This window comes from Cellulomonas sp. P4_D11, from assembly GCF_056401915.1.
In genome coordinates this window covers 80566-106392 of sequence record NZ_JBFUIK010000015.1, presented here as the reverse complement: position 1 = coordinate 106392, position 25827 = coordinate 80566, and the positions used below count along the sequence as shown (strand labels likewise).

Here is a 25827-nt window from a genome sequence, read left to right as displayed (position 1 = left end):
GGCGGGGGTCGCGGCGTCGTCGAGCACGGTCGCGACGCCGGCGTCCGGGGTGGCCGTCGCCTCGCCGAGGTGCCACGCGCGGCGGTCGACGTCGTCCGCGGGGACCGCCTGCGCGAGCGCCGCGTGGACGGCGCGGAGTGTGGCCGGGCTGCCCTCGGCGTAGATCCCGGAGCGGACCAGGTCGTGCCGGAACGTCACACGGTCGGGCCCGACGGTGAGCAGCTGCGCGTGCGCGGCCTCGTCGAGGTCGGCCACGGAGACGTCGAGCAGCGCGCACGCGCCGGTGATCGCGGCGAGGTCACCCCCGCCGGCGGCCGCGACCAGCAGGGCCGTGCGGGCCGACGGGGAGAGCGGGTCCGCCCGGCGCGCGAACGTCCTGGCCAGCGAGGCCGGCACCGGGATGGGCGCACCGGGCGGGACGGCGTCGACGCCCTCGTCCGTGAGCTCGAGGAGAGCGAGCGGGTTGCCGCCGGTCGCGGCGAGCAGCCGGCCGCGGGCCTCGTCGGAGAGCCGGTGGCCGACCGAGCCGGCGAGCGACGCCGCGTCGGCCTCGGCCAGCCCGACGAGCGGAAGCTCCGGGAGGCCCGCCGAGCCGACCACCGAGGGCGCCTCGTCGCGGACCGCGAGCAGGACGACGACCGGGTCGGCGGTCAGGCGTCGGGCCGCGAAGCACAGCGCCTGCGCCGACGGCGGGTCGAGCAGGTGCGCGTCGTCGACGAGGACCGCCACCGGGCCGTCCTCGGCGACGCGGCTCAGCAGGCTCAGCACCGCGGCGCCCACCGCGAACCGCTCGCCGCCCGAACCCGGCACCAGCGCGAGCGCCGACCCCAGCGCCTCCGCCTGCGGCGCCGGGATGGCATCGAGCTGGTCGAGCACGGGGCGCAGCAGCTGGAGCAGGCCGCCGAACGGCACCTCCCGCTCGGCGTCGATCCCCGCGGCCCGCAGCACGCGCATCCCCGCGGCGGACACGGCCGCGGCGGCGTCCTCGAGGAGCGCGCTCTTGCCGATCCCCGCCTCGCCGGTGAGCACCAGCGTGCCGCTCTCTCCCACGCGCGCGCCGGCCACCAGCTTCCCGATGACCTGGCGTTCGCGCTCGCGGCCGACCAGCACGGACCGAGTCTAGGGAGCGCACCAGGGGGGTCCCCTGATCCGAGGGGGTGCCCACCCCGGCCACTGTCGGCAGGGACAGATCCGACATAGCGCACGAGGAGAGCATCACCATGACCCAGACCCTGCCGTTCACCGAGCGGACCATCGACCCCGACAAGCTCATGTCGTTCGTGTTCCGCGCCGTCGACGAGGTCGGCGCGACCCTCAACACCGCGCTCGTCGTGATGGGCGACAAGCTGGGCTACTACCGCGCGATGGCCGACGGCCGCCCGATCACGCCGGCCGAGCTGGCCGAGCAGACCGGCACGAGCGAGCCGTACGCCCGCGAGTGGCTCAACAACCAGGCGGCCGGCGGCTACGTCGAGTACGACGCCGAGGCGCGCCGCTACACCCTGCCGGCCGAGCACGCCGCCGCGCTGACCGACGAGAGCAGCCCGGCGTACCTGCCCGGGTTCTTCCAGCTCGCGTACGGCACCGTCCGGGACTCCGAGGAGATCTTCTCGATCGCGAAGGACGGCGACGGGCTCGGCTGGCACGCGCACAACGGCGACGTGCACCACGGCTGCGAGCGGTTCTTCCGCACGATGTACAACGGGCACCTGCTCACCGAGTGGATCCCCGCGCTCGACGGCGTGCAGGCGAAGCTCGAAGCGGGCGCGCGCGTGGCCGACGTCGGCTGCGGGCACGGCGCGTCGACGATCCTGCTGGCCAGGGCGTTCCCGAGCTCGACGTTCGTCGGCTCGGACTACCACGCCGAGTCGATCGCGGTGGCGCGCGAGCGGGCTGCCGCGGCGGGCGTCTCCGACAGGGTCACGTTCGAGGTGGCGTCGGCGACGGAGTTCACCGGCACCGGCTACGACCTGATCGCGGTCTTCGACGCCCTGCACGACATGGGCGACCCGGTGGGCGCGGCCCGGCACGTGCGCAGCGCGATCGCCGACGACGGCACGTGGATGGTGGTCGAGCCCATGGCGGGCGACCGCGTCGAGGACAACCTCAACACCGTCGGCCGGACGTACTACGGCTTCTCCACGCTGCTCTGCACGCCCGCGTCGCTCAGCCAGGACGTCGGGCTCGCGCTCGGCACGCAGGCCGGCCCGGCCAAGATCCGCGACGTCTCCACGGCCGCCGGGTTCACCGGCTTCCGCACCGCCGCGAGCACACCGTTCAACAACGTGTTCGAGGTGCGCCCGTGACGCAGGGCACCCCGCAGGCGGACACTGCTCGGGTGACCCAGCGTCGCCCGAGCAGGTCCGCCGATCCCGACGACGTCGGCGTCGTGGTGCGGGACGGGGTCGAGCTCGCCTACGAGGTGTACGGCCAGGACCACGCGCCGACGGTGGTGCTGGTCCCCACCTGGTCGATCGTGCCGTCGCTGTTCTGGAAGGCCCAGCTCGGCTTCCTCGCGCGGCACTACCGGGTCATCACGTTCGACGGTCGGGGGAGCGGCCGCTCCGGGCGGCCTGAGGGTGCGGCCGCCTACACGGACGTCGAGTACGCGGACGACATCGTCGCGGTGCTCGACGCCACGGAGACCCGTGCCGCGGTGCTGGTCACCGAGTCGTGCGGGGCGTCCTGGGCGGTGCACGTCGCCGCCAAGCACCCCGAACGGGTCACCGGGCTGATGGCGATCGCCCCGTCGTGCGGCCTGGACGTGGCCACGCCGGGCCGCGACCACGTGCCGTGGGACGAGCCGCTGGACGACACCCACGGCTGGGCCAAGTACAACAAGCACTACTGGCTGGGCGGCGGGTACGACGACTTCACGGCGTTCTTCTTCCACAAGATGTTCTCCGAGCCGCACTCGACCAAGCAGATCGAGGACTGCATCGGCTGGGCGCACGAGATCACGCCGCAGGTGCTCGCGGACACGACCGCCGGCCGCATGGGCTGCGACGGAGCCATCTGCGAGCCCATCGCGCCGCTGGCCCGGCAGGTCACGTGCCCGGTGGTCGTGGTGCACGGCACCGACGACCGCATCCGGCCGCAGGCGTTCGGCGAGAAGCTGGCCGAGCTCACGCGCGGCGACCTGGTCCTGCTCGAGCACGCGGGTCACGGCCCGTCGGCGCGCGACCCGGTGAAGGTCAACCACCTCATCGCGCAGTTCGTGGACCGGCTCCACCCGACCCGGCTCAGGCCGACGTGGCGGCGGGCCGCGAGCCGGGCGCCGCGCGCGCTCTACCTCTCGTCGCCCATCGGCCTCGGGCACGCCCAGCGCGACGTCAGCATCGCGGCCGAGCTGCGCGCGCGCCGGCCGGAGCTGCAGATCGACTGGCTCGCCCAGAACCCCGTGACGCGCGTGCTCGCGCAGCACGGCGAGCGCGTCCACCCGGCGTCCGCCTGGTTGCGCAACGAGTCCGGGCACATCGAGCACGAGGCCGGCGAGCACGACCTGCACGCGTTCCAGGCGATCCGCCGGATGGACGAGATCCTGGTGCACAACTTCATGGTGTTCGACGAGGTCGTCGTCGACGGCGACTACGACCTGGTGATCGGCGACGAGGCGTGGGACGTCGACTACTTCCTGCACGAGAACCCCGAGCTCAAGCGGTTCGCGTTCGCGTGGATGACCGACTTCGTCGGGTGGTTGCCGATGGCCGACGGCGGTGCCCGCGAGGCCGCGCTGACCGCCGACTACAACGCCGAGATGATCGAGCAGCGCGCACGGTTCGCGCGCGTGCGGGACCGGTCGGTGTTCGTCGGCGACCCCGACGACATCGTCGAGGACGACTTCGGCCCCGGCCTGCCCAGCATCCGCACCTGGACCGAGGAGAACTTCGACTTCGCCGGCTACGTCACCGGGTTCGACCCCGGGCAGCTCGAGGGCACGGAGCGGTTGCGCGCCGAGCTGGGCGTCGGGCCGGGGGAGAAGCTCTGCCTGGTGACGGTCGGGGGGTCGGGCGTCGGGACGTCGCTGCTGCGGCGCGTCATGGACGTCGTGCCGCTCGTGCGCGAGGCGGCGCCCGAGATCCGGTTCGCGTTCGTCACGGGTCCGCGCATCGATCCCGCCTCGCTGCCGGCGTACGAGGGGTCCACGGTGCTCGGCTACGTGCCCGACCTGTTCCGGCACCTCGCGGCCTGCGACGTGGCCGTGGTGCAGGGCGGGCTGACGACGACCATGGAGCTCACCGCGCTGAACAAGCCGTTCGTCTACGTTCCCCTGCGCCACCACTTCGAGCAGAACCTGCACGTGCGCAAGCGGCTCGACCGCTACGAGGCCGGCCGCCACCTGGCGTACGAGGACGCGCTGGACCCCGACGGGCTCGCGGAGGCGATCCTCAAGGAGGCCGGGCGGGACGTGCGGTACCGGCCGGTGCAGACCGACGGTGCGGCGCGGGCGGCGGCGATGCTGGCGGACCTGGTCTAGAAGTCCACGAGTGTCAGGGTCACCTGCACCGGGTCGCCGACCTCCAGCGACTCGGCGCGGCGCACCGCCTTCTTGACCGGGAGGACGTAGGTGTCGGAGGACGGGAAGATCGACGTCCGCCAGACGGTGCCACCGACCGTCACCTCGACCCGCACGGAGCCGAACCCGCGGGCGCGGTCACCCACCAGGTCGAGCACCTCGTCGGCCACCGCCGTCGGCAGGCTGACGAAGGTCCACGCGTCGGTGCGCCGGGCCTCCCAGAGCCACAGCGGCGCCTCGAAGGCGTAGCCCGTCATGACGTCATGTCGGCACCGAGCAGGCGCGGGCCGTCGTAGGGCGTGACGTCGTCGGCGAAGCGCTCGGCGTCGTCCTGGGGCTCGTAGCCGAGGGCGCGCGCGCTGGTCAGGTCCCACCAGCCGCGGGTGTTCGCGGAGATGCCGTAGGCGACGACGTGCCCGACGACGGGTCCCCGCAGGGCGGCGTCGACCAGCCGGACGGCGTCGCCGGGGCTGAGCCAGATCCCGAGGTCGAAGGCGCTGCGCGGACGGTCGTCGCACTGGCCGATCCGCAGCGAGACGCATCCGAGCCCGTGCCGGTCGGCGTACAGGCTGGCCAGCGCCTCGTCGGCGACCTTGGAGACCCCGTAGAACGTGTCGGGGCGGGTCGGCCGGTCGGTGCGCGCGACCTGGTCGGCCGGGTAGAAGCCGACGGCGTGGCAGGAGCTCGCCAGGACCACGCGTCCGACGCCGGCGCGTCGGGCCGCCTCCAGCACCCGGTAGGTGCCGTCGATGTTGGTCCGGCGGATGGACTTCCAGGTGTCCTCGTGCGGGATCCCCGCCAGGTGCACCACGGCGTCCGCGCCGGCCATGACCGCGGTGAGGGCGTCGAGGGCGTCCTCGTCGGCGACGTCGACGGGGGTGAACGGCTCGCCGGGGTCGGCGACGTCCACCAGCACCGGCGCCCAGCCGCGCGCCGCGAGCCCGCCGTCCGCGTGCCGGAGGTACCGGCCGATCCGCCCGGCAGCCCCGGTGACCACCACCGTGCCGCTCATCGTCGATCCCTCCGCGTCAGGCCCCTGCGCCGGGCGCCATCCTTCCCCATCGCGCGCGCCCGCGTGCGCCGACGTAGCGTCCTGCTCGTGGACGTCTCCCAGCTGCTGACCGAGTCCTTCTCCCGCGTGGGCGACGTGCTGCGCCGCGCCGTCGACGGGCTGTCCGTCGACGAGCTCGCGTTCCGCCCCGACCCGCGGGCCAACTCCATCGCGTGGCTCGCCTGGCACGCCGGGCGCGGCGAGGACGCGCAGATCGCCGACGTCGCGGGCGTCGAGCAGGTCTGGACCGCGCAGGGCTGGGCGGACCGCTTCGACCTGCCGTTCGCCCGCTCCGCCAGCGGGTACGGGCAGAGCTCCGAGGAGGTCGGCCAGGTCCGGGCGTCGGGCGAGCTCCTGCTCGGGTACTACGCGGCGGTTGCCGAGCAGTCGGCCGCGTACCTCGCGCGCCTGACGGAGACCGACCTCGACGTGGTCGTCGACGAGCGCTGGGACCCGCCCGTGACGCTGGGCGTTCGGCTGGTCAGCGTGGTCGGCGACAGCCTGCAGCACGCCGGGCAGGCGTCGTACGTCCGCGGGCTGCTGGAGCGGGCGAGCTCCTAGCGGCCGTTCTTCGACGACACCGTGCCGGTCAGCCCGCGGGAGTGCAGCACGTGGCGCTCGAGCGGCGCGAAGACGAGCAGCTCGATGAGGATGCCGACCAGGAAGATCAGGCTGATCGCCGCGATGACGAGCGACATGTCACTGGTCTGCCGGCCGATGTCGAGCAGCTGACCGAGGCCGGTGCCCAGCTGCGGCGAGTAGGTGATGAGCTCGGCGGCCATGAGCGAGCGCCACGCGAACGCCCAGCCCTGCTTGAGCCCGCCGAGGAAGCCGGGCAGCGCCGCGGGCAGCAGCACGTACCGGATCCGGGTCCACCCGCGGGCGCCGAGCACCTGGCCGACGCGCAGGTACAGCGGAGGCACCTGGTCCGTGCCGGCGAGCAGGCCGTTGACGATCGAGGGCACGGCGCCGAGCAGGATCACCGCGTACATCGTCGCGTTGCTGAACTGGAACCAGATGATCGCGGCGGGCACCCAGGCGACCGACGGCAGCGACTGCAGGCCGGTGATGATCGGGCCGAACGCGCGTCGGAGCAGGGGCGAGGCCGCGAGCACGACCCCGATGGCCACGCCTACGACCACGGACATGAGGAACCCGACGGCGGCTCGCTGCAGGCTGAGGCTCACCGCCCGCCAGGCGGAGCCGTCCTCGATCGACCCGAGCAGGGTCTGCCAGACGGCGGCGGGACTGGGCAGGGCGTACGGGGGCTTGAGCTCGAGGACGTAGGCCACCTGCCAGGCGATGACCAGCACGGCGAGGGCGCCGAGCACCGGCCAGATCGCGCGCCACGCCTCCTGCCAGGGGGACCGGCGCGCGGCCGCGATCGGCGTCTCGAGTGCGTCCAGGCCGGCGGCGAGGTCGCGCTCGCTCGGGCGGACGGGCGCCGCTGTCTCAGTGGCCATGGCGGGCGATCTCCTCACGCAGGTGCTCGGTGATCTCGGCGCTCAGGCGCGACACCCCCGGGTCCTCGATGCGCCGCGGCTGCGGCAGGTCCACGGTCCACTCCCGCACCACGCGGCCGGGCCGCGAGGAGAGCAGGACGACCCGCTGGCCCAGCCGGACCGCCTCGCGGACGTTGTGGGTGACGAAGATGACGGCGCGGCCGGTCTCGGCCCAGATGCGCATGAGCTCCTCGTGCAGGACGTCGCGCGTGATCGCGTCGAGCGCCGCGAACGGCTCGTCCATGAGCAGGAGGTCGCCCTCCTGCGCGAGGGCCCGGGCCAGCGCCACGCGCTGCCGCATGCCGCCGGACAGCTCGTGCACCCGCTTGGGGCCCGCACCCTCGAGCCGGACCAGCGCGAGCAGCCGCTGGGCCTCCTCGCGGCGCTCGGTGCGGCCGATCCCGCGCAGCCGCAGGGCCAGCTCGATGTTGGCGCCTGCCGTGAGCCACGGGTACAGCGCCGGCTCCTGGAACATCAGCGCAGGCCGCCCGCCCGTGACCTCGACGGTCCCGGACACGGGCTTGTCGAGGCCGGCGACGAGGGAGAGCAGCGTCGACTTCCCGCAGCCGGACGCGCCCAGCAGGCTCACGAACTCCCCGCGGTGGACGGTGAGGTCGATGTGCTCCAGGACCGGCGGCCGGGACGCCTCGCCGAAGTGCTGCGTGACGTCCGTCAGGCGCGCCGCGACGGCGGCCCCGGAGTCGGTCACCGGGGTCGCCGTCGCGGTCGAGGTCGTCACTTGCTCGACACCCCCAGGCCCGCGTCGTCGACCGGGTCCTTGCCGTTCTCCGCGAGGACCTGGTTCAGCAGCGTCAGGTCGTAGATCCCGTGCAGGTCGGTCTCCTTGGAGACGCCCGCCGCGACGCCGTTGTCGGCCGACGTCTGCAGGCTCGACGCGATCGGGTCGAGCGTGAGGCGCAGGTTGCCCCAGGCCCGGTCGAGGACGTCCTGGGAGAGCGGCTTGCCGCTGAGCTTCTCGATCGCCGAGTTGGCCAGGGTCTTGGCCTCCTCCGGGTTGGCCGAGATCCACTCGTTCGTCTCGTACTCCGCCTCGATGAGCTTCTTCACCGTGCCGGGGTACTTCGAGAGGAAGTCGGTCGAGACGATGAGGTGCGTGGTGACGAAGTCGCCGTCCGGCCACAGGTCCTTCTCGTCGACGAGCACGTGCGCACCGGCGTCGACCACCAGGCGCGACGCCCATGGCTCCGGGAGCCAGGCGCCGTCCAGCTGCCCGGCCTTGAACGCGTCGAGCGTCTGCGAGTTCTCCTGCGGGGCGATGGTCACGTCGCTCTCGCCGCCGGTCAGGGACGTCTTGAGGCCCTGCTCGTCCAGCCACGCGCGCAGGGCGACGTCCTGCGTGTTGCCCAGCTGCGGGGTGGCCAGCGTCGTGCCCTTGAGGTCGTCGGCCGAGTCGATGCCGTCGCGCACGACCAGCTGCGCGCCGCCCGACGTGGCGCCGCTGACGATGCGGATCGCGTCGCCGTTCGACTGCGCGTACGCGTTGATGGCCGGGTTGGGGCCGACGAACGACGCGTCGATCGCGCCGCCGAACAGGCCCTCGACGGCCGCGGGGCCGGCGTTGAAGATCTGGGTGGTCAGCTTCGTGTCGCCGAGCGCCTTCTGGTAGGTGCCGTCGTCGACGCCGACGAGCGCGTTGGCGTGCGTGAGGTTGGCGAAGTAGCCGAGCCGCAGCTCGGGGGCCTCCGCCAGCGGGGCGTCGGCGCTCGGCGTGGTGGCGTCGGTGGCGGCGTCGTCGGTGCCCGCGGCGGCACCCGACGAGCAGGCGGCCAGCGAGGCGGTGAGCAGGGCGGTCAGTGCGAGGGCGACGCGGCGCGTGGTCCGGGCAGTCATGGCAGGTCCTTGGGGTGTCGAGGGCGAGCGGGTCGGTGAGCGGTCAGGCTCAGCGACATCGCTCGGACGACACGCGGGCAAGGGCAAGGGTGGACGCCATGAGGCGTGACCTCCGTGGGGGACGGGGGTGGCGGTGCGTCGAGACTCCGTCAGGCGCGGCGGGGCGTCGATCGCTCTGCCGGGGGACGGGGCGGAGCTGGGTTCAGACGGTCCGCAGACAGCAGGGGCGCGCGGCGGCCGTGACGACGGGACAACACGTCGTGACGGGGCGGCGGGCGGTGTGCATAGGGACGAGGATGACGGCTGCCGACGGTTCCGGACACCCTCGTCTCGTATGTTGATCAGGTTACTCAGGATTTGGGCAGCTGTTCAGCCGCCGAGCGTCAGTGCCGCCTCCGGCCGGTGCACGCCGCGCGGCCCTTTCACGAGGTGGTGCGGTCCGCACGGGGCGCGGGGGACCGCGACGTAGAGTCGCGCCCATGCGGTGCCCCTACTTCGACGCCTACCGCTGCCGGTCGTGCACGTGGATGGGGCGCCCGCACGGCGAGCAGGTCGCGGACAAGGAGCGGCACTGCCAGCACCTGCTGGGCGAGCGGGCCGACCTCCAGTGGCTGCCGCCCGTCAGCGGGGGCGAGTCGGGCTATCGGAACAAGGCGAAGATGGTCGTCGGCGGCACGGTCGCGCAGCCGACGCTCGGCATCCTCGACGCCGAGGGGCGCGGGGTCGACCTGGAGGGCTGCGGCCTCTACCCCGACCAGCTCGCGGCGACGTTCCCCGTGCTCGCCGCGTTCGTCACCCGCGCGCACCTCACGCCGTACGACGTCCCGGCCCGCTCCGGTGAGCTGAAGAACCTGCTGGTCACGGCGTCACCCGACGGCGAGCTCATGCTCCGGTTCGTGCTGCGGTCGCAGGAGCCGGTCGCGCGGATCCGCAAGCACCTGCCGTGGCTGCTCGCCGCGCTCCCGGCGCTCCGGGTGGTCTCCGTCAACCTGCTGCCCGACCACAAGGCGGTGCTCGAGGGCGACCGCGAGATCCTGCTCACCGCCGACGAGACGCTGCGGATGCGGCTCAACGGCGTCGACCTGCACCTGCGGCCGCAGAGCTTCTTCCAGACGAACACCGAGATCGCCGCCGCCCTCTACCGGCAGGCGACCGCCTGGGTCGAGGAGCTGGCGCCTGCCTCCGTCTGGGACCTCTACTGCGGGGTCGGCGGGTTCGCACTGCACTGCGCCGACCCCGGTCGCGACGTGGTCGGCATCGAGACCAGCACCGAGGCGATCGCCAGCGCCACGCTCAGCGCAGCGGAGGCCGGGCTCTCCCGCGTCCGGTTCGCGGCCGGCGACGCGACCGCCTTCGCGCGGGGCGCGCCGACCGCCCCCGAGCTCGTCATCGTCAACCCCCCGCGCCGGGGGATCGGGGAGGAGCTCAGCCGGTGGCTCGAGGCGTCCGACGTCCGGCAGGTCGTCTACTCCAGCTGCAACGCCGCGTCGCTCGCCCGCGACCTCGCCGCGATGCCGTCGCTGCGCCCGCGTCGCGCCCAGGTGCTCGACATGTTCCCGCAGACCACGCACTACGAGGTGCTCACGCTGCTCGAGCGGGCCTAGCGGGTCGCGTCCAGCGGGGCGATCACTTCGTCGGTGGCGAGACGAGGAGGGCGACACCGCAGCCGAGCATGAGCGCGCCGGGCGGGGTGGCGGAGGCCGCCCGTGCGGGCGCCGGTTCAGGCTGTCCGTCGGGACTGTCGCTGGCACAGACACCCGGACGGCCCTTGGTTGGACACGCGTCCAGGAGGTAGGAAGGTGTCATGCACAGTGGCAGCCTCCCCGTCATCGTCGTCGGCGGAGGCCCCGCGGGCCTCGCCGTCGCCGCCTCGCTCGGCCGACGCGGGGTGCCGGCGCTCGTGCTGGAGCGCTCGGACGCCGTCGGCGCCTCGTGGCGTCGGCACTACGAGCGCCTGCACCTGCACACCACGCGCCGCCTCTCCGGCCTGCCGGGCATGCCGTTCCCGCGTCGCTACGGCCGCTGGGTCGCGCGCCAGGACGTCGTGCACTACCTCGACATGTACGCCGTGCACCACCGGCTGCAGGTCCGCACGGGCGTCGAGGTCGCCCGGATCGAGCGGGGGGCCGACGGCGGCTGGTCGGTGATCACCGCCGACGGCGAGGCCATCGCGGCGTCCGAGGTGGTCGTCGCGACCGGCTACAACCACACGCCCGTGCCGCCGGCGTGGCCGGGCGTCGAGGGCTTCCCGGGCGAGGTCCTGCACGCCTCGACGTACCGGACGGCGACGCCGTACCGCGGCCGGGACGTGCTCGTCGTCGGCGTCGGCAACACGGGCGCCGAGATCGCGGTCGACCTGGTCGAGGGTGGCGCGTCGCGCGTGCGGCTCGCGGTCCGGACGCCGCCGCACATCGTCCGCCGGTCGAACTTCGGCTGGCCGGCCCAGGGCACCGGGATCCTGGTCCGGCACCTGCCCGTGCCCGTGGTCGACGTGATCGCCCGCGGCGTCGCGCGCGTCGAGGTCCCCGACCTGTCGCAGTACGGTCTGCCGCGGCCCACCACCGGCCTCTACTCGCGCGTGATGGAGGGCTCGGTGCCCGTGCAGGACGTCGGGCTGCTGGCCGCCGTCCAGGCGGGCACGGTGGAGCCGGTCGCGGCCGTCGAGTCGGTGGACGGTGCGGAGGTCGTGCTCGCCGACGGGTCCCGGATCACGCCCGACGTCGTGCTGGCCGCGACCGGGTACCGCCGCGGGCTCGAGCCGCTGGTCGGCGACCTGGGGGTCCTGGACGGCCGCGGGCTCCCGAGGACCCACGGGCCGCACCCGTCGGCGCCGGGGCTGTACTTCACCGGCTACACCAACCCGATCAGCGGGATGTTCCGAGAGCTCCGGATCGATGCCGGTCGTATCGCCCGGGCGATCGCGCGCGGGCGGGCTTAAGGGCGCCTGCGCCAGGCCCGCCAGGCGCCGGTGGACCAGAGCGCCCACAGGACCAGCAGCGGCTGGAACAGCAGCCGGATCGCGCGCGCCCGGTCCGAGTCGAGGCCGAACGCGTCGGTCCGCGTGACCAGCTGCGAGATGTTGCCGGGGAAGATCACGACGAAGAACGCGGCGGCCAGCCAGCCGACGGTGACGCGCTGCTTGGGCAGGGCGACCAGCGCGCCGCCGAGCGCCAGCTCCACCACTCCGGAGCCGACCACGACCGCGTCCGCGCCGACGGGGATCCACGGCGGGACCTGCGCGCGGAACTCGGTGCGGCTCCAGGTGAGGTGGCTGGTGCCGGCGAACAGCAGACCCGCGCCGAGCGCGATCCGGCCGACGGTGCGGGCGATCGAGGGACTCTGGCGGTCGGTCAGCGGCATCGGGTCAGCGTGTCATGCGTCGCTGCCCCCCGCTCAGCGGAGCAGCCGGTAGCGCAGTGGATAGCCCGGCGTCGTCCGGGCCTGCTCTGCTGGCGGGTTGACGACAGAGATTGATCGGCCTACGTTGAAGGTGTCGCTTAATTAAGGAGTTGCTCACATGCCCGCACGGGACAGCCTCAGCGTGGTGTTCGCCGCGCTCGCGGACCCGACCCGACGGGCGATCCTCACGCAGCTCTCGCAGGGTCCGACGACCGCCGGTGAGGTGGCCGCACCGTTCGCCATGAGCCGGTCCGCCGTCTCGCAGCACCTGCGGGTGCTCGAGGAGGCCGGGCTCATCGAGCGCACGGTGACGGCCCAGTGGCGCACCTGTGCGCTGCGCACGGAGCCGTTGGACGAGGTCGCCACCTGGGTCGACGGTCACCGTCGGCACTGGGAGGAGCGCTTCGACCTGCTGGACGAGCGACTGCGACAGATCCGACCGACCCGAGGAGAGGCAGATCATGACTGAGACGAACCCGACCCTGGAGAAGACCTTCACCATCACGCGCATCTTCGACGCGCCGCGCGCGGCGATCTGGCGCGCGTGGACCGACCCGGACGAGGCCGCCGCCTGGTGGCACCCGCGCGGGCTCGAGACGCCGCGAGACTCGGTGCGGCTCGACGTCCGCCCCGGCGGCAGCTACGCGTACACGATGGTCGCGCCCGACGGGTCCTCCTACCCGACCGCGGGGACGTACCGCGAGGTCGAGGAGCCGTCGCGCCTGGTGTTCACGTGGGCGAACCCGGACGACCCGGAGTCGCTCGCGCCCGTGATCACCGTGACGCTCGAGGACCTCGGCCAGCGCACGCGCATGGTGTTCCACGTCGACGGCATCGGCGGCCGGCCCGGCGACGAGGACGTCTACGACGGGTGGGACTCGGCGTTCGACGTCCTGACGGACCGGCTCGCCTGAGGTGCAGGCAGCGCCGCGCGTGCAGCCCTAGGTGGCTCGATCCCGGCGGACGCCGGCGCCCCGCGTGGGCGCCGGCGTCCGGCGTCGTCGGACCCGTCAGCGCTGCCGGCGGCGCAGGGCCACGACGACGACCAGGGGCCACAGGGCCTGCGCGCCGGCGACGGCACGCTCGGTGAGCCCCGTCGCGTCGCCGTCGCCCTGCAGCTCGACGACGAAGGCGCCGAGCAGCCCGACCAGCACGACGGACGCGCCGACGCCGACCGCCGGCCGCAGGATGCCGGTCGCGCCGCGGCGTCGCGAGAACGCCGGCCACAGGGCGAGGGCGCCGAACCCGATCCCCGCGGCGATGCCGTGGGCCTTCGGGTAGGCGTCGACGGGCAGGGCCGCGACAGCGAGCGTGGCGGCCCCGCCGAGCGCGTGCAGCCCGCGGGCGACCCGGGGGACGGGTCGCAGGCCGGCGGCGGTGACCATGTGCGCCACGCCGGTGATCGCGAGGCCGGCGGTCATGATCCAGGGGTCGGTCGCGGTCGAGGCCGCGAGCGCGCTGATGGTCTCCTGCACCGCGTCGAACGACGGCTGCTGCGCGGCCGCGAGGGTCCACCCGCCGATCATGGCGACGGGTGCGGCGATCGCGGACGCGAGCGCCCAGCGGGGGACGTCCATGGAGGGGCTGCCTTCTGCTCGGTGCTGTCGGAGACTGGGTTCGTGACCGACCACCCCGACGGACTGGTCTTCGAGGACGACTTCGACGGCCCCGACCTCGATCCTGCCGTCTGGCTGCCGCACTACCTGCCGGCCTGGAGCTCCCGGGAGCGGACGCGGGCGTCCTACGAGGTGCGCGACTCCTGCCTGGTGCTGCGGATCCCGCCGTCGCAGGGCGTCTGGTGCGAGGGCGACCACCTGCCGCCGACGAGGGTGTCCGGCATCCAGTCCGGCAACTGGTCCGGGCCGGTGGGCGGCACCCGCGGGCAGCAGCCGTACCGCGACGGGCTCGTGGTGCGCGAGGAGCAGGAGCCGTTCCGGGGCTGGACGCCGTCGAGCGGGCTCATCGAGCTGCGGGCTCGAGCCGTGGTGACGCCGCGGTCGATGGTCGCGTGCTGGCTGGTCGGGCTCGAGGACGAACCGTCGCGGTCGGCCGAGATCTGCGTGATGGAGGTGTTCGGCGACGCCGTCCGTCCGGGGTCCGCCGCTGTCGGCGTCGGCCTGCACCCGTTCCGGGACCCCGACGTGGTCGAGGATTGGGCCGCGGTCCGGCTGCCGATCGACGTGTCGGTGTTCCACAGCTACGCGCTCGACTGGACGGCCGAGCGCGCGCAGCTCCTCGTCGACGGCGTCGTGGTACGCACCTGCCCGCGTCCGCCGACCTACCCGATGCAGGTCATGCTGGCCGTCTTCGACTTCCCGGGGCGGTCCGTCGGCGGCGACGACGACGAGGTCCCGGAGCTCGTCGTCGACAGCCTGCGGGGATACGCCCGCGCCTGACCGCCGCCGTTCGGATGGTTCCGGGGACCCGTCGTCCACAACGTCGGATTTCCGCCGCGCGGGCGGTCCGCCGCACGGTATAACCGAGCCTCCGACATTCCCTGCCGACCGTGAGGACCTCGACGCGTGCTGATCTTCTGGGTGATCGCCGGGGTCGCGCTGCTGCTCCTGGTCCTCACCGTCACGGTCGGTGACTTCCTCGACCCGGCGCTCGACAGCATCGACTTCACCGGCGGCTACCTGTCGTCGACGGTCGTGCTCTCGTTCCTGGCCACGTTCGGCATCGTCGGCGGCCTCCTGCTGTCGACGACGGACGTGAGCGTGCTCGTGGCGTCGCTCGGGGGAGTCGTGGCGGGTGCCCTCGTGGGCGCCGGCGCCGGAGCCGGGACCCGCGCGCTGAGCAACGGGCCTACCGCCCACCAGATCACCAGCGGCGACTACGTCGGCCAGACCGCCACGGTCACCACGTCCATCCCGGCGGGCGGCCTCGGGCAGATCTCGCTGGTCGTCGCCGGGCAGAGCACGGCTCTCGCGGCGCGCGCCGACGAGCCCGTGCCCACCGGGTCCGGCGTCACCGTCGTCGCCAACCTCGGCCCTGGCGTCGTCAAGGTCAGCTCGTCGTCGTCCGTCACTCTCTAGGAGCTCTTGTGCTGCCTGACAGCTGGTTGCCCGTCCTCGCCGTGGCCGGGCTGGTCCTCGTCGTCCTGATCGTCGCCATCGCGATCGCCAAGCGGTACCGCGTGGCCAAGCCCAACGAGGCCTTCATCGTCACGGGTCGCAAGGGCAAGCGGTCCGGCGACCTGTCCGGGCAGAAGGTCGTCACCGGCGGCGGCGTGTTCGTGCTGCCGTTCGTCCAGCAGCTGTCGGTGCTCGACATGTCGTCGCGCCGCATCACGGTCGAGGTCAACGGGGCACCGTCGTCGCAGGGCATCGCGCTCACGGTGTCGGGCGTCGCGATCGTCAAGGTGCACAACGAGGACGTCTCCATCCGTGCGGCGGCCCAGCGGTTCGGCAGCCAGCAGGAGGAGATCGACAACTTCACGACGAACCAGCTCTCCGGCGCGCTGCGGGCGATCGTCGGCAACCTCACGGTCGAGCAGGTCATCCGCGACCGCGAGTCGTTCTCGCAGCAGGTGCTGGAGTCGGTCACGGGCTCGCTGAGCGCGCAGGGCCTGAGCCTCGACGCGTTCACCATCCAGGAGGTCACCGACCACGGCGGCGGCACCTACATCCTCGACATGGGCCGTGCGTCCGCCGCAGCGATCCGCCGCGAGGCCGAGATCGCCGAGGCCGAGGCGCGGCGGCTGTCCGAGGAGAAGCGGATCGACGCCGAGACGCAGGTGGCCAACTACCAGCGCTCGCTCGACCTGCGGCAGGCCGAGATCCTCGCCGAGACCGACCGCGCAAAGGCCCTGTCCGCGTCCGCCGGTCCGCTCGAGGCCGCGGCGCGCCAGCAGGAGATCCTCGCGCAGGAGGAGCTCGTCGCCCAGCGCCAGGCCGCGCTGACCGAGCGCCAGCTCGACACGACCGTCCGGCGCCCCGCCGACGCCGAGCGCTACCGGCTCGAGCAGCACGCCGAGGCGCAGCGGGTCACCGCGGTCAAGGCCGCCGAGGCCGCCAAGGCCGAGAACGAGCTGCGCGGCGCCGGTGAGCTGGCGCTCCGCTCGGCGCAGGCGACCGCCACCAAGCTCGAGGGCGAGGCCGAGGCCGCCGCCGTGCTCGCCCGCGGCAAGGCCGAGGCCGAGGCACTGCAGCAGCGCGCCGAGGCCTACAAGGAGTTCAACCAGGCCGCCGTGTTCGACCGCCTGCTCGACACCCTGCCGGAGATCGCCAAGCAGCTCGCCGCGCCCATGGGCAACATCGACACCCTCACCGTCGTGTCGACCGACGGCGCGTCCGCGCTCCCCAAGGCCGTCGCCGGCAACTTCCTGCAGCTGCAGGAGCTGATCAAGTCCACGACCGGGCTGGACCTGACGCAGATCATCGGGCAGCTCACGGACTCGTCGACGGTCGTCGTGCCGGCCCCGCACGAGCCGACGACCAACGGCGCAGCGACCAACGGGGTGTCGTCGACCACTCACTGACGGATCGGGCGGCGTCGGCATCCCCGGGGTGCCGGCGCCGGCCTGTTCCGGGCGCCGGCCGGGCCACCGGTCGCGATCGCCGACGAGTCAGTCGTCTCTCTCATGGCTGTCGGTACATCGCGGCCCGGGCCGGCCGCTCAGCCTGCTGCTTGCTGTCGAGCGTCGAGCCGCCCACAGCCCCGACCGTCGTGAGACCGTCCACGGCGTCGCTCCGCTGAGAGGCCGATGTCCGAACGTGTTCGTACACTTGTACGAACGGTCGAGATGGCGGCGCGGGAAGGAGATCGACGTGACGGCAGTGTGTAAGCCCGACACCGAGCTCGAGCTCCCGTGGCCGTCATGGGTCGACACGGTCGAGCCCTGGGATCCGTCCCCGATCTCGGAGGCGCCGGACTGGCCGGAGCCGTACGTGCCCGATCCGCTTCCCGAGTTCCGGGTCAGGATCCTCGATCCGTTCGTGGACGGCTCGTTGGCACCGCGTGAGGCCGCGCCCATGCTGCCCGCGTTCCCGGTCGAGCCGCGGCTGCCGGTGTCGGCGCTGGCGGGCGTCCTCGAATCGGTGGAGCCGGCCGATATGCCTGGGGCGCACCTGGTCAACGCGATCGTGGGCTGGGAGCAGGCGATTGCGGCGGCGCAGGCCGAGCAGGCGGCGTTGGTGCGGGAGCTGGCTCTCCGGAGCGGGCCGGACACCCTCCGCCTGGGCGGCGACGAGCTGGCCAGCGCGCTGGTGTGCACGCGACCCGCAGCCGAGCGTTTGATCGTCCGGGCGGAGCAGGCGGACAAGTACCCTGCGCTCGCGAACGCGTGGTCAGGCGGTCTGATCGGGGCTCGCAAGGTCGACGTGATCCTCGAGGAGGTCGCTGTCGCGGGCCGGGCGTCCGCACGCGACGTGGTGGCGGACGCGGTCGTCGCGGCCGGCGGGATGACCGCCCCGCAGCTGGCGCGGCACGTGCGGGCCGCCGTGATCGGGGCGGACGCGGCCGCGGCCAAGCGCCGCGTCGCCAAGGAGCGCTCCGACCGGCGGGTGGAGCTGACCCCCGTCCGCGACGCGATGGCGTGGGTGGGGGCGTACCTGCCCGCCGACCAGGCGCTGGCCGTCTTCACCACGGTGGACGCGCTCGCGGGGACCACGCGGGTCGGCAGCGACGACCGGACGGCGGACCAGCGACGAGCCGACGCGTTCGCGGACATCTTCCTGGGCATCCTCGACCGGCAGACGACCCCCGACGGCATGCCGTTGCCGACGCGAGGCGGTCAGCGGGTCGCGGTCCAGCTCACCGTCGCGGCGACCACCTTGCTCGGCCTGGACGACGCACCCGGCTACCTCGGCTCGTTCGGCCCGATCCCCGCGTCGATGGCCCGGGAGATCGCGCAGGACGGCACGTGGCGGCGAGTGCTGACCGATCCGGCCGGGCAGATGTGCGAGGTCGGGACCACCGCCTACCGGCCCGGCGCCGACCTCACCAGGCTGGTGCAGGCGCGCGACCAGACGTGCACCTTCCCGGGTTGCCGTCAGCCGGCCGTCCGCTGCGACCTGGACCACCGTGAGCCGTACGACCACAGCCGACCCGGCGCCTCGCAGACCTGCGAGGCGAATCTCCACTGCTTGTGCCGACATCATCACCGGGCCAAGACCGAGGGCCACTGGAAGGTCAGCTACGACCGCACCTCCGGCGTCTCCAGCTGGACCAGCCCGCTCGGCCTGACGTACGACCGAGATCCGCAGCCCGTCCTGGCGGCCTCGTCGTCCCACGAGCACCGGCCCCTGCCGCCCGCACCCCCACCGCCCCGCGACTGGGGAGACCCACCCTTCTGAACCCTCGCTCGGCTGTCGCTCGGTCGGCTGCATACGCGTCGTAGTCGACGGGTCGCGAGCCCGGGTGTTGTCCGACGGCGGTCCTCGCGCGGCCTACTGTCGACCCATGACCGTGACGGCCAGGAACAACGTCGTGCTCACCGGCGACCCCGGCGCGCCCGCGATGGTGTTCGCGCACGGGTTCGGGTGCGACCAGAGCATGTGGCGGTTCGTCGCGCCCGCGTTCGAGTCGACGCACCGCGTCGTCCTGTTCGATCACGTCGGCGCCGGCGGGTCGGACCTCTCCGCCTACGACCCGCAGCGCTACGACTCTCTCGACGGCTACGCGGACGACGTCGTGCAGATCCTCGAGGAGCTCGCCCTCGGTCCAGTGGTGTTCGTCGGACACTCGGTCAGCGCGATGATCGGCGCGCTCGCGGCCACCCGCCGCCCCGACCTGTTCAACCGGCTCGTGCTCGTCGGGCCGAGCCCGCGCTACGTCGATGACGACGACTACCGCGGCGGGTTCAGCGCGGTCGAGATCGACGAGCTGCTCGAGACGATGGACGACAACTACCTCGGCTGGTCGGCGTTCATCGCCCCGGTCATCATGGGCAACGCCGACCGGCCCGAGCTGGGCGACGAGCTGACCAACTCGTTCTGCCGGACCGACCCGGAGATCGCCAAGCGGTTCGCGCGGGCGACGTTCCTGTCGGACAACCGCGCGGACCTGGCCGCCGTCACGACGCCCGCCCTCGTGCTGCAGTGCCGCGAGGACGTCATCGCGCCGCCCGAGGTCGGGCGGTACGTGCACGAGCACCTGGCGGGCAGCGAGCTCGTCGTGCTCGACGCCGTCGGGCACTGCCCGAACCTGAGCGCGCCCGACCAGGTCGTCGCCGCCATCGCGTCCTACCTGTCGCATGCCGCCGTCGGGTCGTAGCGACGCCTGGGACGTCGCGCCGGTCGCCCTGCTGCGGCTCGACGGCGACGGCACGATCACCGACGCCAACCGGATGTTCCTGGAGTGGGTCGGTCGTGAGCCCGACGACGTGCTGGGGTCGACGCGTCTGAGCGAGCTGCTCTCCGTCGGCGGCCGGATCTACTGGGAGACCCACCTGTCCCCGCTGCTGCACATGCAGGGCAGGGTCGACGAGGTCGCGGTCGAGCTGCGCGGGCCCGGCGGGCGCCTCCCCGTCCTCATGTCGGCTCGCACCCGGATCACCGACGGTGGCGACCGCATCGTGGATGTCGCACTCTCCGGCGCTCTCGAACGTTCCCGCTACGAGCGCGAGCTGCTCGCGGCCCGGACCGCTGCGGACAGCGCCGCCGCGCGAGAGGCGTCGGTGGCGCGCGAGCTCCAGCTGGCGCTGCTCACCACCAACCTGCCGGCCGACGACCGGTTCACCGTGACCCACGAGTACCGGCCCGGCGTGCAGGCGCTCGAGGTCGGCGGCGACTGGTACGACGCGTTCCTGACCGACGACGACGTGCTCGCGATCGTGGTCGGCGACGTCGTCGGCCGCGGGCTGCACGCCGCGACCGCGATGGGCCAGCTGCGCAGCGCGGTCCGCGCGGTGGCCGGTCCCGGTGTCGGGCCTGCGGCCCTGCTGGCTCGGCTCGACCGGTTCGTGGAGCAGGCGGGCGTCGGCTTCATGGCGACCCTCGCCTACGCCGAGGTGGAGCTGGACACCGGTCGGGTCCGGTACGCGTGCGCGGGCCATCTGCCCCCGCTGCGGCTCGGTGCGACCGGCGCGCACGAGCTCCTCTGGGACGGTCGGTCGATGCCGCTCGGGCTCGGTTCCGGCCGGGTCGAGGCCGAGGTCACCCTCGACCCGCGCGATCGCCTCGTGCTCTACACGGACGGCCTGGTCGAGCGACGCAACCGGTCGCTGCGAGCCGGGCTTGACGCCCTCGCCGAGGCCACCGCCGCACTGCTCGAGCCGCCGGGCTCGGTGGGCTCCCTGGTCGACGAGCTGCTCACGCACGCCGACGTCGAACGCGACGACGTGTGCGTGCTCGTCATGTCGTGGTCACCGCCACGACCGGCGACCACGAGCGGGTAGCCCGGTGACGTGACGGCGAGCTCGCTCGTCATGTCGTCGTCGCCTGCACGCCCGATGTGGCTGGACCCGCGAAGCCGGTGACGCGGTGCCCGGTCGCGCCCGCCGTGTGGTCGGGCATCCGCTGAGGAATGGTGCAGGGAGGTCGACCAACGTCCGGTGGGAGCCTCCCAGCCCCCACCGGACGTCTGTCAGAACGCGACGAGCGTCAGAGCCCGGGGTTCGCGTTGTGCACCAGCTCCAGCGCCATCTCCGGGAACCAGTCACCGGCCGCGGGGTCGGCGTAGCCGCGCACCGGGTCGATGCCGCCTGCCGGGTCCCAACGCGTGCACTGGCCGTCGGACTCGCCGGGGATCTTCACCCAGAGGTAGGCGTCGACGTACGGGCTGCCGGTGGTCAGCGTCGGCTTGAGACCGAGGCCTCGGCCCGGCGGGTTGCACCAGACCTGCGGGTCGCCGGCGGGGCTGCCGGCGGGCGCGGTCCACGGACCCTGACCGTTGCGGCTGGTGTCGATGACGGCGTGCGCGAGGACGTCGGGCCCGCTGGGCGGGTTCGCGGCGAGCGTGACGTTGTCCGTGTACCACTGGTCCGTCAGTGCCCACGTGGAGAAGTCCGCGGGGTTGGCCGGGTAGTACTGGGAGGCGCAGTAGTCGAAGTGGCCGACGCGCCAGCCGCCCTCGGCGGTGTTGGTGCCGTACCAGAGGCACTGCGAGATCCAGGAGCCGAACTTCACCTGGCGCTCGGACAGCTCGTAGTTGGACACGTTGAGGAAGAACCCGTCGGCCTTCTCGACGCCGGCCTTGTGCAGGCGGTCGGAGATGTCGCCGACGCCCAGCCAGCCGGAGTGCGTGCCGTCCAGGTACACCGAGGTGTTCGGCAGGGCGGTGAGCCGGTCGACCGCGCCGTTGACCTGCGTGAACCGGTCGGATGCGGCGGTGGCCGGGTTCAGCTCGGCCGGCTGGCACCACTCCTGCGCGCCGTTGATCGACGTGTACCAGGGGATGATGCCGAGCCCGTCGGGCTCGAGCAGGACGATTGCCTGACCGCTGCCGATGCCCGCCGCGAACGCGTCGATCCACGCCAGGTACGACGCCGTGTCGGCCGCGCCGCCCGCCGAGTACTGCGCGCAGTCGCGGAACGGCAGGTCGTACGCGACGAGCACCGGGATGGTGTGCGTGACCCTGGCCTGGAGCATCGTCTTCTGGACGGCCTTCTTGACGTCCTTCGGCGTCCCGGACGTGAACCAGACGGCCTGCGGTGTGGCGGCCATCTTGGTGAGCGCGGTGGCGTCGGCCCACTGATGCTGCTTCACCAGCTGGGCGATCTGCTTGACGGCCCCCTTGTCCGGCGGGGGAGTGAAGAGGCGCGTGGCCGGCGGTGGTGCGTGGTGGCCGCGGCCGTCGTGGGCCGCGGCCGGGGCCGCGACAGCGAGTGAGAGCGCTACCACACTGGCGGCAGCGAGCAGCATCGAGCGGGTGCGGGGCAGGGGTCTGGACACGGAGTCTCCTACGTCGTTGTCGGATGACCGTTCGCGAAAACCGACGGCGCGAGCCGTCACGGGAAGCATGACAATCCGGACGCGCGAGCACAAGGTGTACCGGTAAGGAAAAGGTGTACCGGTCAAGGAACGACGGCCACGCGCGGCGGGTGCAGCGGGCCACCGCGCGTGGCGCTCGGGAGTGGGCTCGATCAGAACGCCCGGCGCTCAGGACCTCACGTCGCTCAGAACACGCGGTTGGCGATCTCCGCGGGGGCCAGCAGCAGCTCCTTGATCTCGTCGTCGAGCTTCACCAGCGTCAGCGACGCTCCGGCCATGTCGAGCGACGTGCAGTACTCGCCGACGTAGCTGCGGCCGACGGTGATGCCCTGCGCGGCGAGCTTCTCGTGCGCCAGCCCGTAGAGCAGGTACAGCTCGCTGATCGGGGTGCCGCCCAGGCCGTTGATCATGAGCGCGACCTCGTCGCCCGACGAGTACGGCAGGTCGGGGACGACCGCGCCGAGCAGCTCGTCGATGATCTCGTCGGCACTCACCAGCTTGGCGCGACGACGACCGGGCTCGCCATGGATCCCGACCCCGACCTCCATCTCGTCGTCGGCCAGCTCGAAGAGCGGGGAGCCCTTGGCGGGCGGCGTGCACGGCGTGAGCGCGATGCCCATGGTCCGCGTGACGGAGTTGACCTTCTCGCCTATGCGGACGAGCTCCTCGAGCGAGGCCCCCGCCTCGGATGCGGCTCCGACGGCCTTCATGACGAAGAAGTTGCCCGCGACGCCACGACGGCCGACCGTCCAGGTCGAGTCCTTGACCGCGACGTCGTCGTTGATGAACAGCGTCCTGACGTTGAGGCCCTCGGCCTCGGCCAGCTCGGCGGCCATCTCGAACGCCATCTTGTCGCCCGTGTAGTTGTTGACCAGCAGCAGCACGCCCTTGTCCGAGGCCAGCAGCTTCGCTGTCTCCAGCACGTACTCCATGGGCGGCGCGGCGAACACGTCCCCGGGACACGCCCCGTCGAGCATCCCCTTGCCGACCACCATCACGTGCGCCGGCTCGTGGCCGGACCCGGACCCCTGGATGATCGAGACCTTGTCGTGGCTCGGGGCGTCGGCCCGCATGATCAGGTTGTACTCGGGGACGTACCGCAGGGTGTCGGGGTTGGCCAGCGCGATGCCCTTGAGCATCTCGGGGACGAAGTTCTTCGGGTCGTTGACGAACTTCTTCATCAGTCGTTCCTCCACATCGTCGTGATTTCCGGACGTGCCGCCGCGTCGCCCCCGAGGCGCGGACGTGTGTGGGTCACCAGGTGTCGGCGATCCGTTCCGCCAGCACCGCGACGGCGACGGCACCCGGGTCGACCGACCCGATGCTGCGCTCGCCGGTGTACGACGCGCGGCCGCGGCGGGCCTGCATCGGCTTCGTCGCCTCGGCGGCGTCGCGTGCCGTCACGGCGGCGGCGCGGGCGACGTCGGGTGCCGACGAGCCCGCGGCGAGCTCCTTCTCGATCGTGTCGGTCATGGGCGCGAGGGCGTCGAGGAGCGTCTTCTCGCCCAGGTCGGCGCCGCCGCGCGCCTTGATGCCCTCGATCGCAGCCCGCAGCATGAGGACGACGTCGTCGCCCGTGACCTCCTGCTTGCCCTTGACCTGCCCGGCCGCGCGCAGGAACGCGGTGCCCCAGATCGGTCCGGACGTCCCGCCGATCCGACCGGTCATCACGAGGGCGACCTTCTGCAGAAAGGTCCCCGTGTCGGTGCGGTCGAACGTGTCCCACTGGGCGTCGACGTTCTCGAACCCGCGGGCGAGCGAGAACCCGAAGTCCCCGTCACCGACGACGGAGTCCAGGTCGCCGAAGTACTTCTCGTTCTCGATGCAGGTCTGGGCGATGGTGCGGACGACGGACTCGACGCGGGCATCGGACACGGCGGGGGACTCTCTCTCGGGGGGCGGGGGCTAGGGGGTCTGCAGCAGGTGCGCGATGTGAGACAGCTCGACCTGCCCGTCGATGGACAGGCCGTGCGGGTTGGCCAGGACGTCGGCGGGCGTGTCGGGCAGGTCGCCCAGCGAGCTCACGACGAGCGACGCCCCCGTGAAGTCCTCGTCGGCCGTGTAGCTGCTCACCGTGACGACCGTGCGCAGGCCGGCGCCGAGCGCGGCCCGCAGGCCGTTGGCGCTGTCCTCGACGACGACGACGTCGGCGGGTCCGAGGCCCATCTCGCGCAGCGCGAGCAGGTAGATGTCCGGCGCCGGCTTCTTCGCGGGAACGACGTCGCCGGCGAACACCGCGAACTGCGCGGCCAGGTCGGCGCCGACGGCGTGCTCCAGCACCGCGCGCACCGACGCTTCGGCGGACGTCGACGCGACGGCCAGCCGCCAGCCGGCCGCGTTCGCCGAGGCCACGATCCGCGCGATGCCCGGCCGTCCCGGCATGACCCCGTCGGCCACCATCGCCGTGTAGTGCGCGGTCTTGGCCTTGTGCCACTGCGCGATGAGCTCCTTCTGCTCCTCCGGGTCGGTGGGCAGGTGCGCGGTCTCGACGAACAGCGGCGTGAACACGGTCGCCAGCCGTTCCTTGCCGCCGCCGATCGCGAGGAGCTGCCCGTACTCCGCCTCGCTCCAGTGGATCGGGAGGCCGGCGTCGGCGAACGTCTGGTTGAACGCGGGCAGGTGGCCGTCGCGCTCGGTGTCGGCGAGCACGCCGTCGCAGTCGAACACCAGCGCTGGGCTCATGATCCGGCCTTCCCGGCCGCGCCGAACTCCTCGATGTGCAGCGTGATCGCGGCCTGCACGGCGTCGGAGATGTCCCGGAACATCGACGGCGGGTCCCACTTGTCCTTGGCGCGCGCCTCCGCGAGGTGCTTCTCGGCCGACCGCATGTACGCGACCTTGACCCCCGTCGAGATGTTGATCTTGGAGACGCCGGCGGCGATGAAGGCCGCGAAGTCGTCGGCGGACAGGCCCGTGCCGCCGTGCAGCACGATCGACTTGTCGGTGAGTGCGGCGAGCTCGCGGACCCGCTCGGGCAGCAGCACCGGCTGGGCCTTGTACTCGCCGTGCGCGGTGCCCAGCTGGGGGGCCAGGAGGTCGACGCCGGTGCGTTCCGCGACGGCCGCGAGCGTGGGGACGTCGTAGGAGTGCAGGGAGACGTCCGAGCCGACGCCGTCCTCGACGCCGATGATGTTCTCGATCTCCGACTCGACGTCGACGCCCGCCGCGTGCGCCTCGGCGACCACCTCGGCCGTCTCGCGCTCGGCGGTCTCGAGGTCGCGGTTCGAGGCGTCGAAGAGCACCGACGACCACCCGGCCCGGACGACGTCCGAGATCACGGCGCGGTCGGGGCAGTGGTCGAGGTGCAGGGCCACGGGCACCGGGACGTCGGCCGCCGCTGACCGGAACATCGTCGTGATCAGGTCCGTGCCGATCGAACGGACGGTCTTGACGGAGATCTGGATGATCATCGGCGAGCTCGCGGCGACCGCGGCCGCGATCACCGCGCGCAGGCTCAGGTCGTCGAGGATGTTGACCGCCGGGACCGCGTAGCCGTGCTCGCGAGCGGTCCGCGTCATCGCGAGCGTCGACGAGATCATGTCCAGCCCTCCGGGGGAGAGGCCCTGCGTGACCGGGACTTCGCCGCGCGGTAGCGGGACGGGCCATCCGATCGACCGGGACCGCATCGTCCCGATC

General features: G+C 72.9%; 26 protein-coding genes. 13 read left to right on the top strand and 13 right to left on the bottom strand.

What is annotated here, in order from left to right; translation table 11 throughout:
- A partial coding sequence (locus AC1DT4_RS11620; protein WP_477089944.1) for an AAA family ATPase occupies positions 1-1110 on the bottom strand: 1110 nt, incomplete at its 3' end.
- Positions 1111-1220: 110 nt separating this feature from the next.
- On the opposite strand from AC1DT4_RS11620, the gene AC1DT4_RS11615 reads away from it, so the two are divergent.
- Positions 1221-2306, top strand: coding sequence for a class I SAM-dependent methyltransferase (locus AC1DT4_RS11615; RefSeq protein ID WP_477089943.1), 1086 nt, complete (start codon positions 1221-1223; stop codon positions 2304-2306).
- Positions 2307-2338: 32 nt separating this feature from the next.
- Positions 2339-4477, top strand: coding sequence for an alpha/beta fold hydrolase (locus AC1DT4_RS11610; protein ID WP_477089942.1), 2139 nt, complete (start codon positions 2339-2341; stop codon positions 4475-4477).
- Here the strand turns inward: AC1DT4_RS11610 and AC1DT4_RS11605 are convergent.
- Positions 4474-4773 carry a DUF1905 domain-containing protein gene (locus AC1DT4_RS11605; RefSeq protein WP_477089941.1) on the bottom strand — a complete coding sequence of 100 codons (300 nt, stop codon included), beginning with the start codon at positions 4771-4773 and terminating at the stop codon, positions 4474-4476. The genes AC1DT4_RS11610 and AC1DT4_RS11605 overlap by 4 nt on opposite strands.
- Positions 4770-5528: an NAD-dependent epimerase/dehydratase family protein gene (locus AC1DT4_RS11600; protein ID WP_477089940.1), complete on the bottom strand. Its 759-nt coding sequence runs from the start codon at positions 5526-5528 to the stop codon at positions 4770-4772. The genes AC1DT4_RS11605 and AC1DT4_RS11600 overlap by 4 nt, the downstream gene beginning before the upstream one ends.
- 87 nt (positions 5529-5615) lie before the next feature.
- Here AC1DT4_RS11600 and AC1DT4_RS11595 point away from each other — a divergent pair, with 87 nt between their 5' ends.
- Positions 5616-6128 (top strand): mycothiol transferase, encoded by a 513-nt coding sequence (locus AC1DT4_RS11595; protein WP_477089939.1) that lies wholly within the window; start codon positions 5616-5618, stop codon positions 6126-6128.
- Here the strand turns inward: AC1DT4_RS11595 and AC1DT4_RS11590 are convergent.
- Genes AC1DT4_RS11590 through AC1DT4_RS11580 form a run of 3 tightly spaced genes read right to left on the bottom strand, consistent with a single transcriptional unit; the run spans position 6125 to position 8920 of the window.
- Complete coding sequence (locus AC1DT4_RS11590; RefSeq protein WP_477089938.1) at positions 6125-7030, bottom strand: ABC transporter permease; 906 nt, start codon at positions 7028-7030, stop codon at positions 6125-6127. The genes AC1DT4_RS11595 and AC1DT4_RS11590 overlap by 4 nt on opposite strands.
- Positions 7020-7745, bottom strand: coding sequence for an ABC transporter ATP-binding protein (locus AC1DT4_RS11585; protein WP_477065332.1), 726 nt, complete (start codon positions 7743-7745; stop codon positions 7020-7022). Before AC1DT4_RS11585 ends, AC1DT4_RS11590 begins: the two co-directional genes overlap by 11 nt.
- A 59-nt stretch (positions 7746-7804) precedes the next feature.
- Positions 7805-8920, bottom strand: a complete 1116-nt coding sequence (locus tag AC1DT4_RS11580) for an ABC transporter substrate-binding protein (protein WP_477089937.1) — start codon at positions 8918-8920, stop codon at positions 7805-7807.
- A gap of 479 nt (positions 8921-9399) precedes the next feature.
- Between AC1DT4_RS11580 and rlmC the strand changes: the two genes are divergently transcribed.
- Both rlmC and AC1DT4_RS11570 read left to right on the top strand, forming a co-directional pair.
- Positions 9400-10524 (top strand): 23S rRNA (uracil(747)-C(5))-methyltransferase RlmC, encoded by a 1125-nt coding sequence (gene rlmC, locus AC1DT4_RS11575; protein ID WP_477089936.1) that lies wholly within the window; start codon positions 9400-9402, stop codon positions 10522-10524.
- A 200-nt stretch (positions 10525-10724) separates the two neighbouring features.
- Positions 10725-11858: a flavin-containing monooxygenase gene (locus AC1DT4_RS11570; protein ID WP_477089935.1), complete on the top strand. Its 1134-nt coding sequence runs from the start codon at positions 10725-10727 to the stop codon at positions 11856-11858.
- On the opposite strand, the gene AC1DT4_RS11565 is transcribed toward AC1DT4_RS11570, so the two are convergent.
- Entirely contained in the window at positions 11855-12280 is a 426-nt protein-coding gene (locus AC1DT4_RS11565) for a DoxX family protein (RefSeq protein ID WP_477089934.1), read from the bottom strand. The genes AC1DT4_RS11570 and AC1DT4_RS11565 overlap by 4 nt on opposite strands.
- A 157-nt stretch (positions 12281-12437) precedes the next feature.
- On the opposite strand from AC1DT4_RS11565, the gene AC1DT4_RS11560 reads away from it, so the two are divergent.
- Both AC1DT4_RS11560 and AC1DT4_RS11555 read left to right on the top strand, forming a co-directional pair.
- Positions 12438-12788: an ArsR/SmtB family transcription factor gene (locus AC1DT4_RS11560; protein WP_477089933.1), complete on the top strand. Its 351-nt coding sequence runs from the start codon at positions 12438-12440 to the stop codon at positions 12786-12788.
- Positions 12781-13233 (top strand): SRPBCC family protein, encoded by a 453-nt coding sequence (locus AC1DT4_RS11555; protein ID WP_477089932.1) that lies wholly within the window; start codon positions 12781-12783, stop codon positions 13231-13233. The genes AC1DT4_RS11560 and AC1DT4_RS11555 overlap by 8 nt, the downstream gene beginning before the upstream one ends.
- A 96-nt stretch (positions 13234-13329) precedes the next feature.
- Here AC1DT4_RS11555 and AC1DT4_RS11550 read toward each other — a convergent pair whose 3' ends face one another.
- Positions 13330-13896, bottom strand: a complete 567-nt coding sequence (locus AC1DT4_RS11550; protein WP_477089931.1) for a DUF998 domain-containing protein — start codon at positions 13894-13896, stop codon at positions 13330-13332.
- A gap of 42 nt (positions 13897-13938) precedes the next feature.
- Between AC1DT4_RS11550 and AC1DT4_RS11545 the strand changes: the two genes are divergently transcribed.
- The 6 genes from AC1DT4_RS11545 (at position 13939) to AC1DT4_RS11520 (ending at position 20657) form a co-directional block, all read left to right on the top strand.
- Positions 13939-14715: a glycoside hydrolase family 16 protein gene (locus AC1DT4_RS11545; protein WP_477089930.1), complete on the top strand. Its 777-nt coding sequence runs from the start codon at positions 13939-13941 to the stop codon at positions 14713-14715.
- Between the two features lie 126 nt (positions 14716-14841).
- Complete coding sequence (locus AC1DT4_RS11540) at positions 14842-15354, top strand: hypothetical protein (RefSeq protein WP_477089929.1); 513 nt, start codon at positions 14842-14844, stop codon at positions 15352-15354.
- An 8-nt stretch (positions 15355-15362) separates the two neighbouring features.
- Complete coding sequence (locus AC1DT4_RS11535) at positions 15363-16799, top strand: flotillin family protein (RefSeq protein ID WP_477089928.1); 1437 nt, start codon at positions 15363-15365, stop codon at positions 16797-16799.
- A 289-nt stretch (positions 16800-17088) separates the two neighbouring features.
- Positions 17089-18615 carry an HNH endonuclease signature motif containing protein gene (locus AC1DT4_RS11530; RefSeq protein ID WP_477089927.1) on the top strand — a complete coding sequence of 509 codons (1527 nt, stop codon included), beginning with the start codon at positions 17089-17091 and terminating at the stop codon, positions 18613-18615.
- A gap of 106 nt (positions 18616-18721) precedes the next feature.
- Positions 18722-19534 carry an alpha/beta fold hydrolase gene (locus AC1DT4_RS11525; RefSeq protein WP_477089926.1) on the top strand — a complete coding sequence of 271 codons (813 nt, stop codon included), beginning with the start codon at positions 18722-18724 and terminating at the stop codon, positions 19532-19534.
- Entirely contained in the window at positions 19515-20657 is a 1143-nt protein-coding gene (locus AC1DT4_RS11520; protein ID WP_477089925.1) for a PP2C family protein-serine/threonine phosphatase, read from the top strand. Before AC1DT4_RS11525 ends, AC1DT4_RS11520 begins: the two co-directional genes overlap by 20 nt.
- Positions 20658-20862: 205 nt before the next feature.
- Here AC1DT4_RS11520 and AC1DT4_RS11515 read toward each other — a convergent pair whose 3' ends face one another.
- The 5 genes from AC1DT4_RS11515 to AC1DT4_RS11495 all read right to left on the bottom strand — a co-directional run bounded on the left by AC1DT4_RS11515 (position 20863) and on the right by AC1DT4_RS11495 (position 25730).
- Positions 20863-22152 (bottom strand): glycoside hydrolase family 6 protein, encoded by a 1290-nt coding sequence (locus AC1DT4_RS11515; protein ID WP_477089924.1) that lies wholly within the window; start codon positions 22150-22152, stop codon positions 20863-20865.
- A gap of 224 nt (positions 22153-22376) precedes the next feature.
- Positions 22377-23372, bottom strand: coding sequence for a dihydroxyacetone kinase subunit DhaK (gene dhaK, locus AC1DT4_RS11510; protein ID WP_477089923.1), 996 nt, complete (start codon positions 23370-23372; stop codon positions 22377-22379).
- 73 nt (positions 23373-23445) lie between these two features.
- Positions 23446-24066: a dihydroxyacetone kinase subunit DhaL gene (gene dhaL, locus AC1DT4_RS11505; protein WP_477089922.1), complete on the bottom strand. Its 621-nt coding sequence runs from the start codon at positions 24064-24066 to the stop codon at positions 23446-23448.
- A 30-nt stretch (positions 24067-24096) separates the two neighbouring features.
- Complete coding sequence (locus tag AC1DT4_RS11500) at positions 24097-24873, bottom strand: HAD-IA family hydrolase (RefSeq protein WP_477089921.1); 777 nt, start codon at positions 24871-24873, stop codon at positions 24097-24099.
- Positions 24870-25730 (bottom strand): class II fructose-bisphosphate aldolase, encoded by an 861-nt coding sequence (locus AC1DT4_RS11495; RefSeq protein WP_477089920.1) that lies wholly within the window; start codon positions 25728-25730, stop codon positions 24870-24872. The genes AC1DT4_RS11500 and AC1DT4_RS11495 overlap by 4 nt, the downstream gene beginning before the upstream one ends.
- Positions 25731-25827: the final 97 nt, after the last annotated feature.

Bases quoted from the DNA above. Each gene is read 5' to 3' on its own strand.
- AC1DT4_RS11555 (WP_477089932.1), top strand. From the start codon at position 12,781: ATGACTGAGACGAACCCGACCCTGGAGAAGACCTTCACCATCACGCGC.
- dhaK (WP_477089923.1), bottom strand. From the start codon at position 23,372: ATGAAGAAGTTCGTCAACGACCCGAAGAACTTCGTCCCCGAGATGCTC.
- AC1DT4_RS11570 (WP_477089935.1), top strand. From the start codon at position 10,725: ATGCACAGTGGCAGCCTCCCCGTCATCGTCGTCGGCGGAGGCCCCGCG.
- AC1DT4_RS11520 (WP_477089925.1), top strand. From the start codon at position 19,515: ATGCCGCCGTCGGGTCGTAGCGACGCCTGGGACGTCGCGCCGGTCGCC.
- AC1DT4_RS11495 (WP_477089920.1), bottom strand. From the start codon at position 25,730: ATGATCTCGTCGACGCTCGCGATGACGCGGACCGCTCGCGAGCACGGC.
- AC1DT4_RS11590 (WP_477089938.1), bottom strand. From the start codon at position 7,030: ATGGCCACTGAGACAGCGGCGCCCGTCCGCCCGAGCGAGCGCGACCTC.
- AC1DT4_RS11500 (WP_477089921.1), bottom strand. From the start codon at position 24,873: ATGAGCCCAGCGCTGGTGTTCGACTGCGACGGCGTGCTCGCCGACACC.
- AC1DT4_RS11550 (WP_477089931.1), bottom strand. From the start codon at position 13,896: ATGGACGTCCCCCGCTGGGCGCTCGCGTCCGCGATCGCCGCACCCGTC.
- AC1DT4_RS11615 (WP_477089943.1), top strand. From the start codon at position 1,221: ATGACCCAGACCCTGCCGTTCACCGAGCGGACCATCGACCCCGACAAG.
- AC1DT4_RS11605 (WP_477089941.1), bottom strand. From the start codon at position 4,773: ATGACGGGCTACGCCTTCGAGGCGCCGCTGTGGCTCTGGGAGGCCCGG.
- AC1DT4_RS11565 (WP_477089934.1), bottom strand. From the start codon at position 12,280: ATGCCGCTGACCGACCGCCAGAGTCCCTCGATCGCCCGCACCGTCGGC.
- AC1DT4_RS11580 (WP_477089937.1), bottom strand. From the start codon at position 8,920: ATGACTGCCCGGACCACGCGCCGCGTCGCCCTCGCACTGACCGCCCTG.
- AC1DT4_RS11525 (WP_477089926.1), top strand. From the start codon at position 18,722: ATGACCGTGACGGCCAGGAACAACGTCGTGCTCACCGGCGACCCCGGC.
- rlmC (WP_477089936.1), top strand. From the start codon at position 9,400: ATGCGGTGCCCCTACTTCGACGCCTACCGCTGCCGGTCGTGCACGTGG.
- AC1DT4_RS11600 (WP_477089940.1), bottom strand. From the start codon at position 5,528: ATGAGCGGCACGGTGGTGGTCACCGGGGCTGCCGGGCGGATCGGCCGG.
- AC1DT4_RS11560 (WP_477089933.1), top strand. From the start codon at position 12,438: ATGCCCGCACGGGACAGCCTCAGCGTGGTGTTCGCCGCGCTCGCGGAC.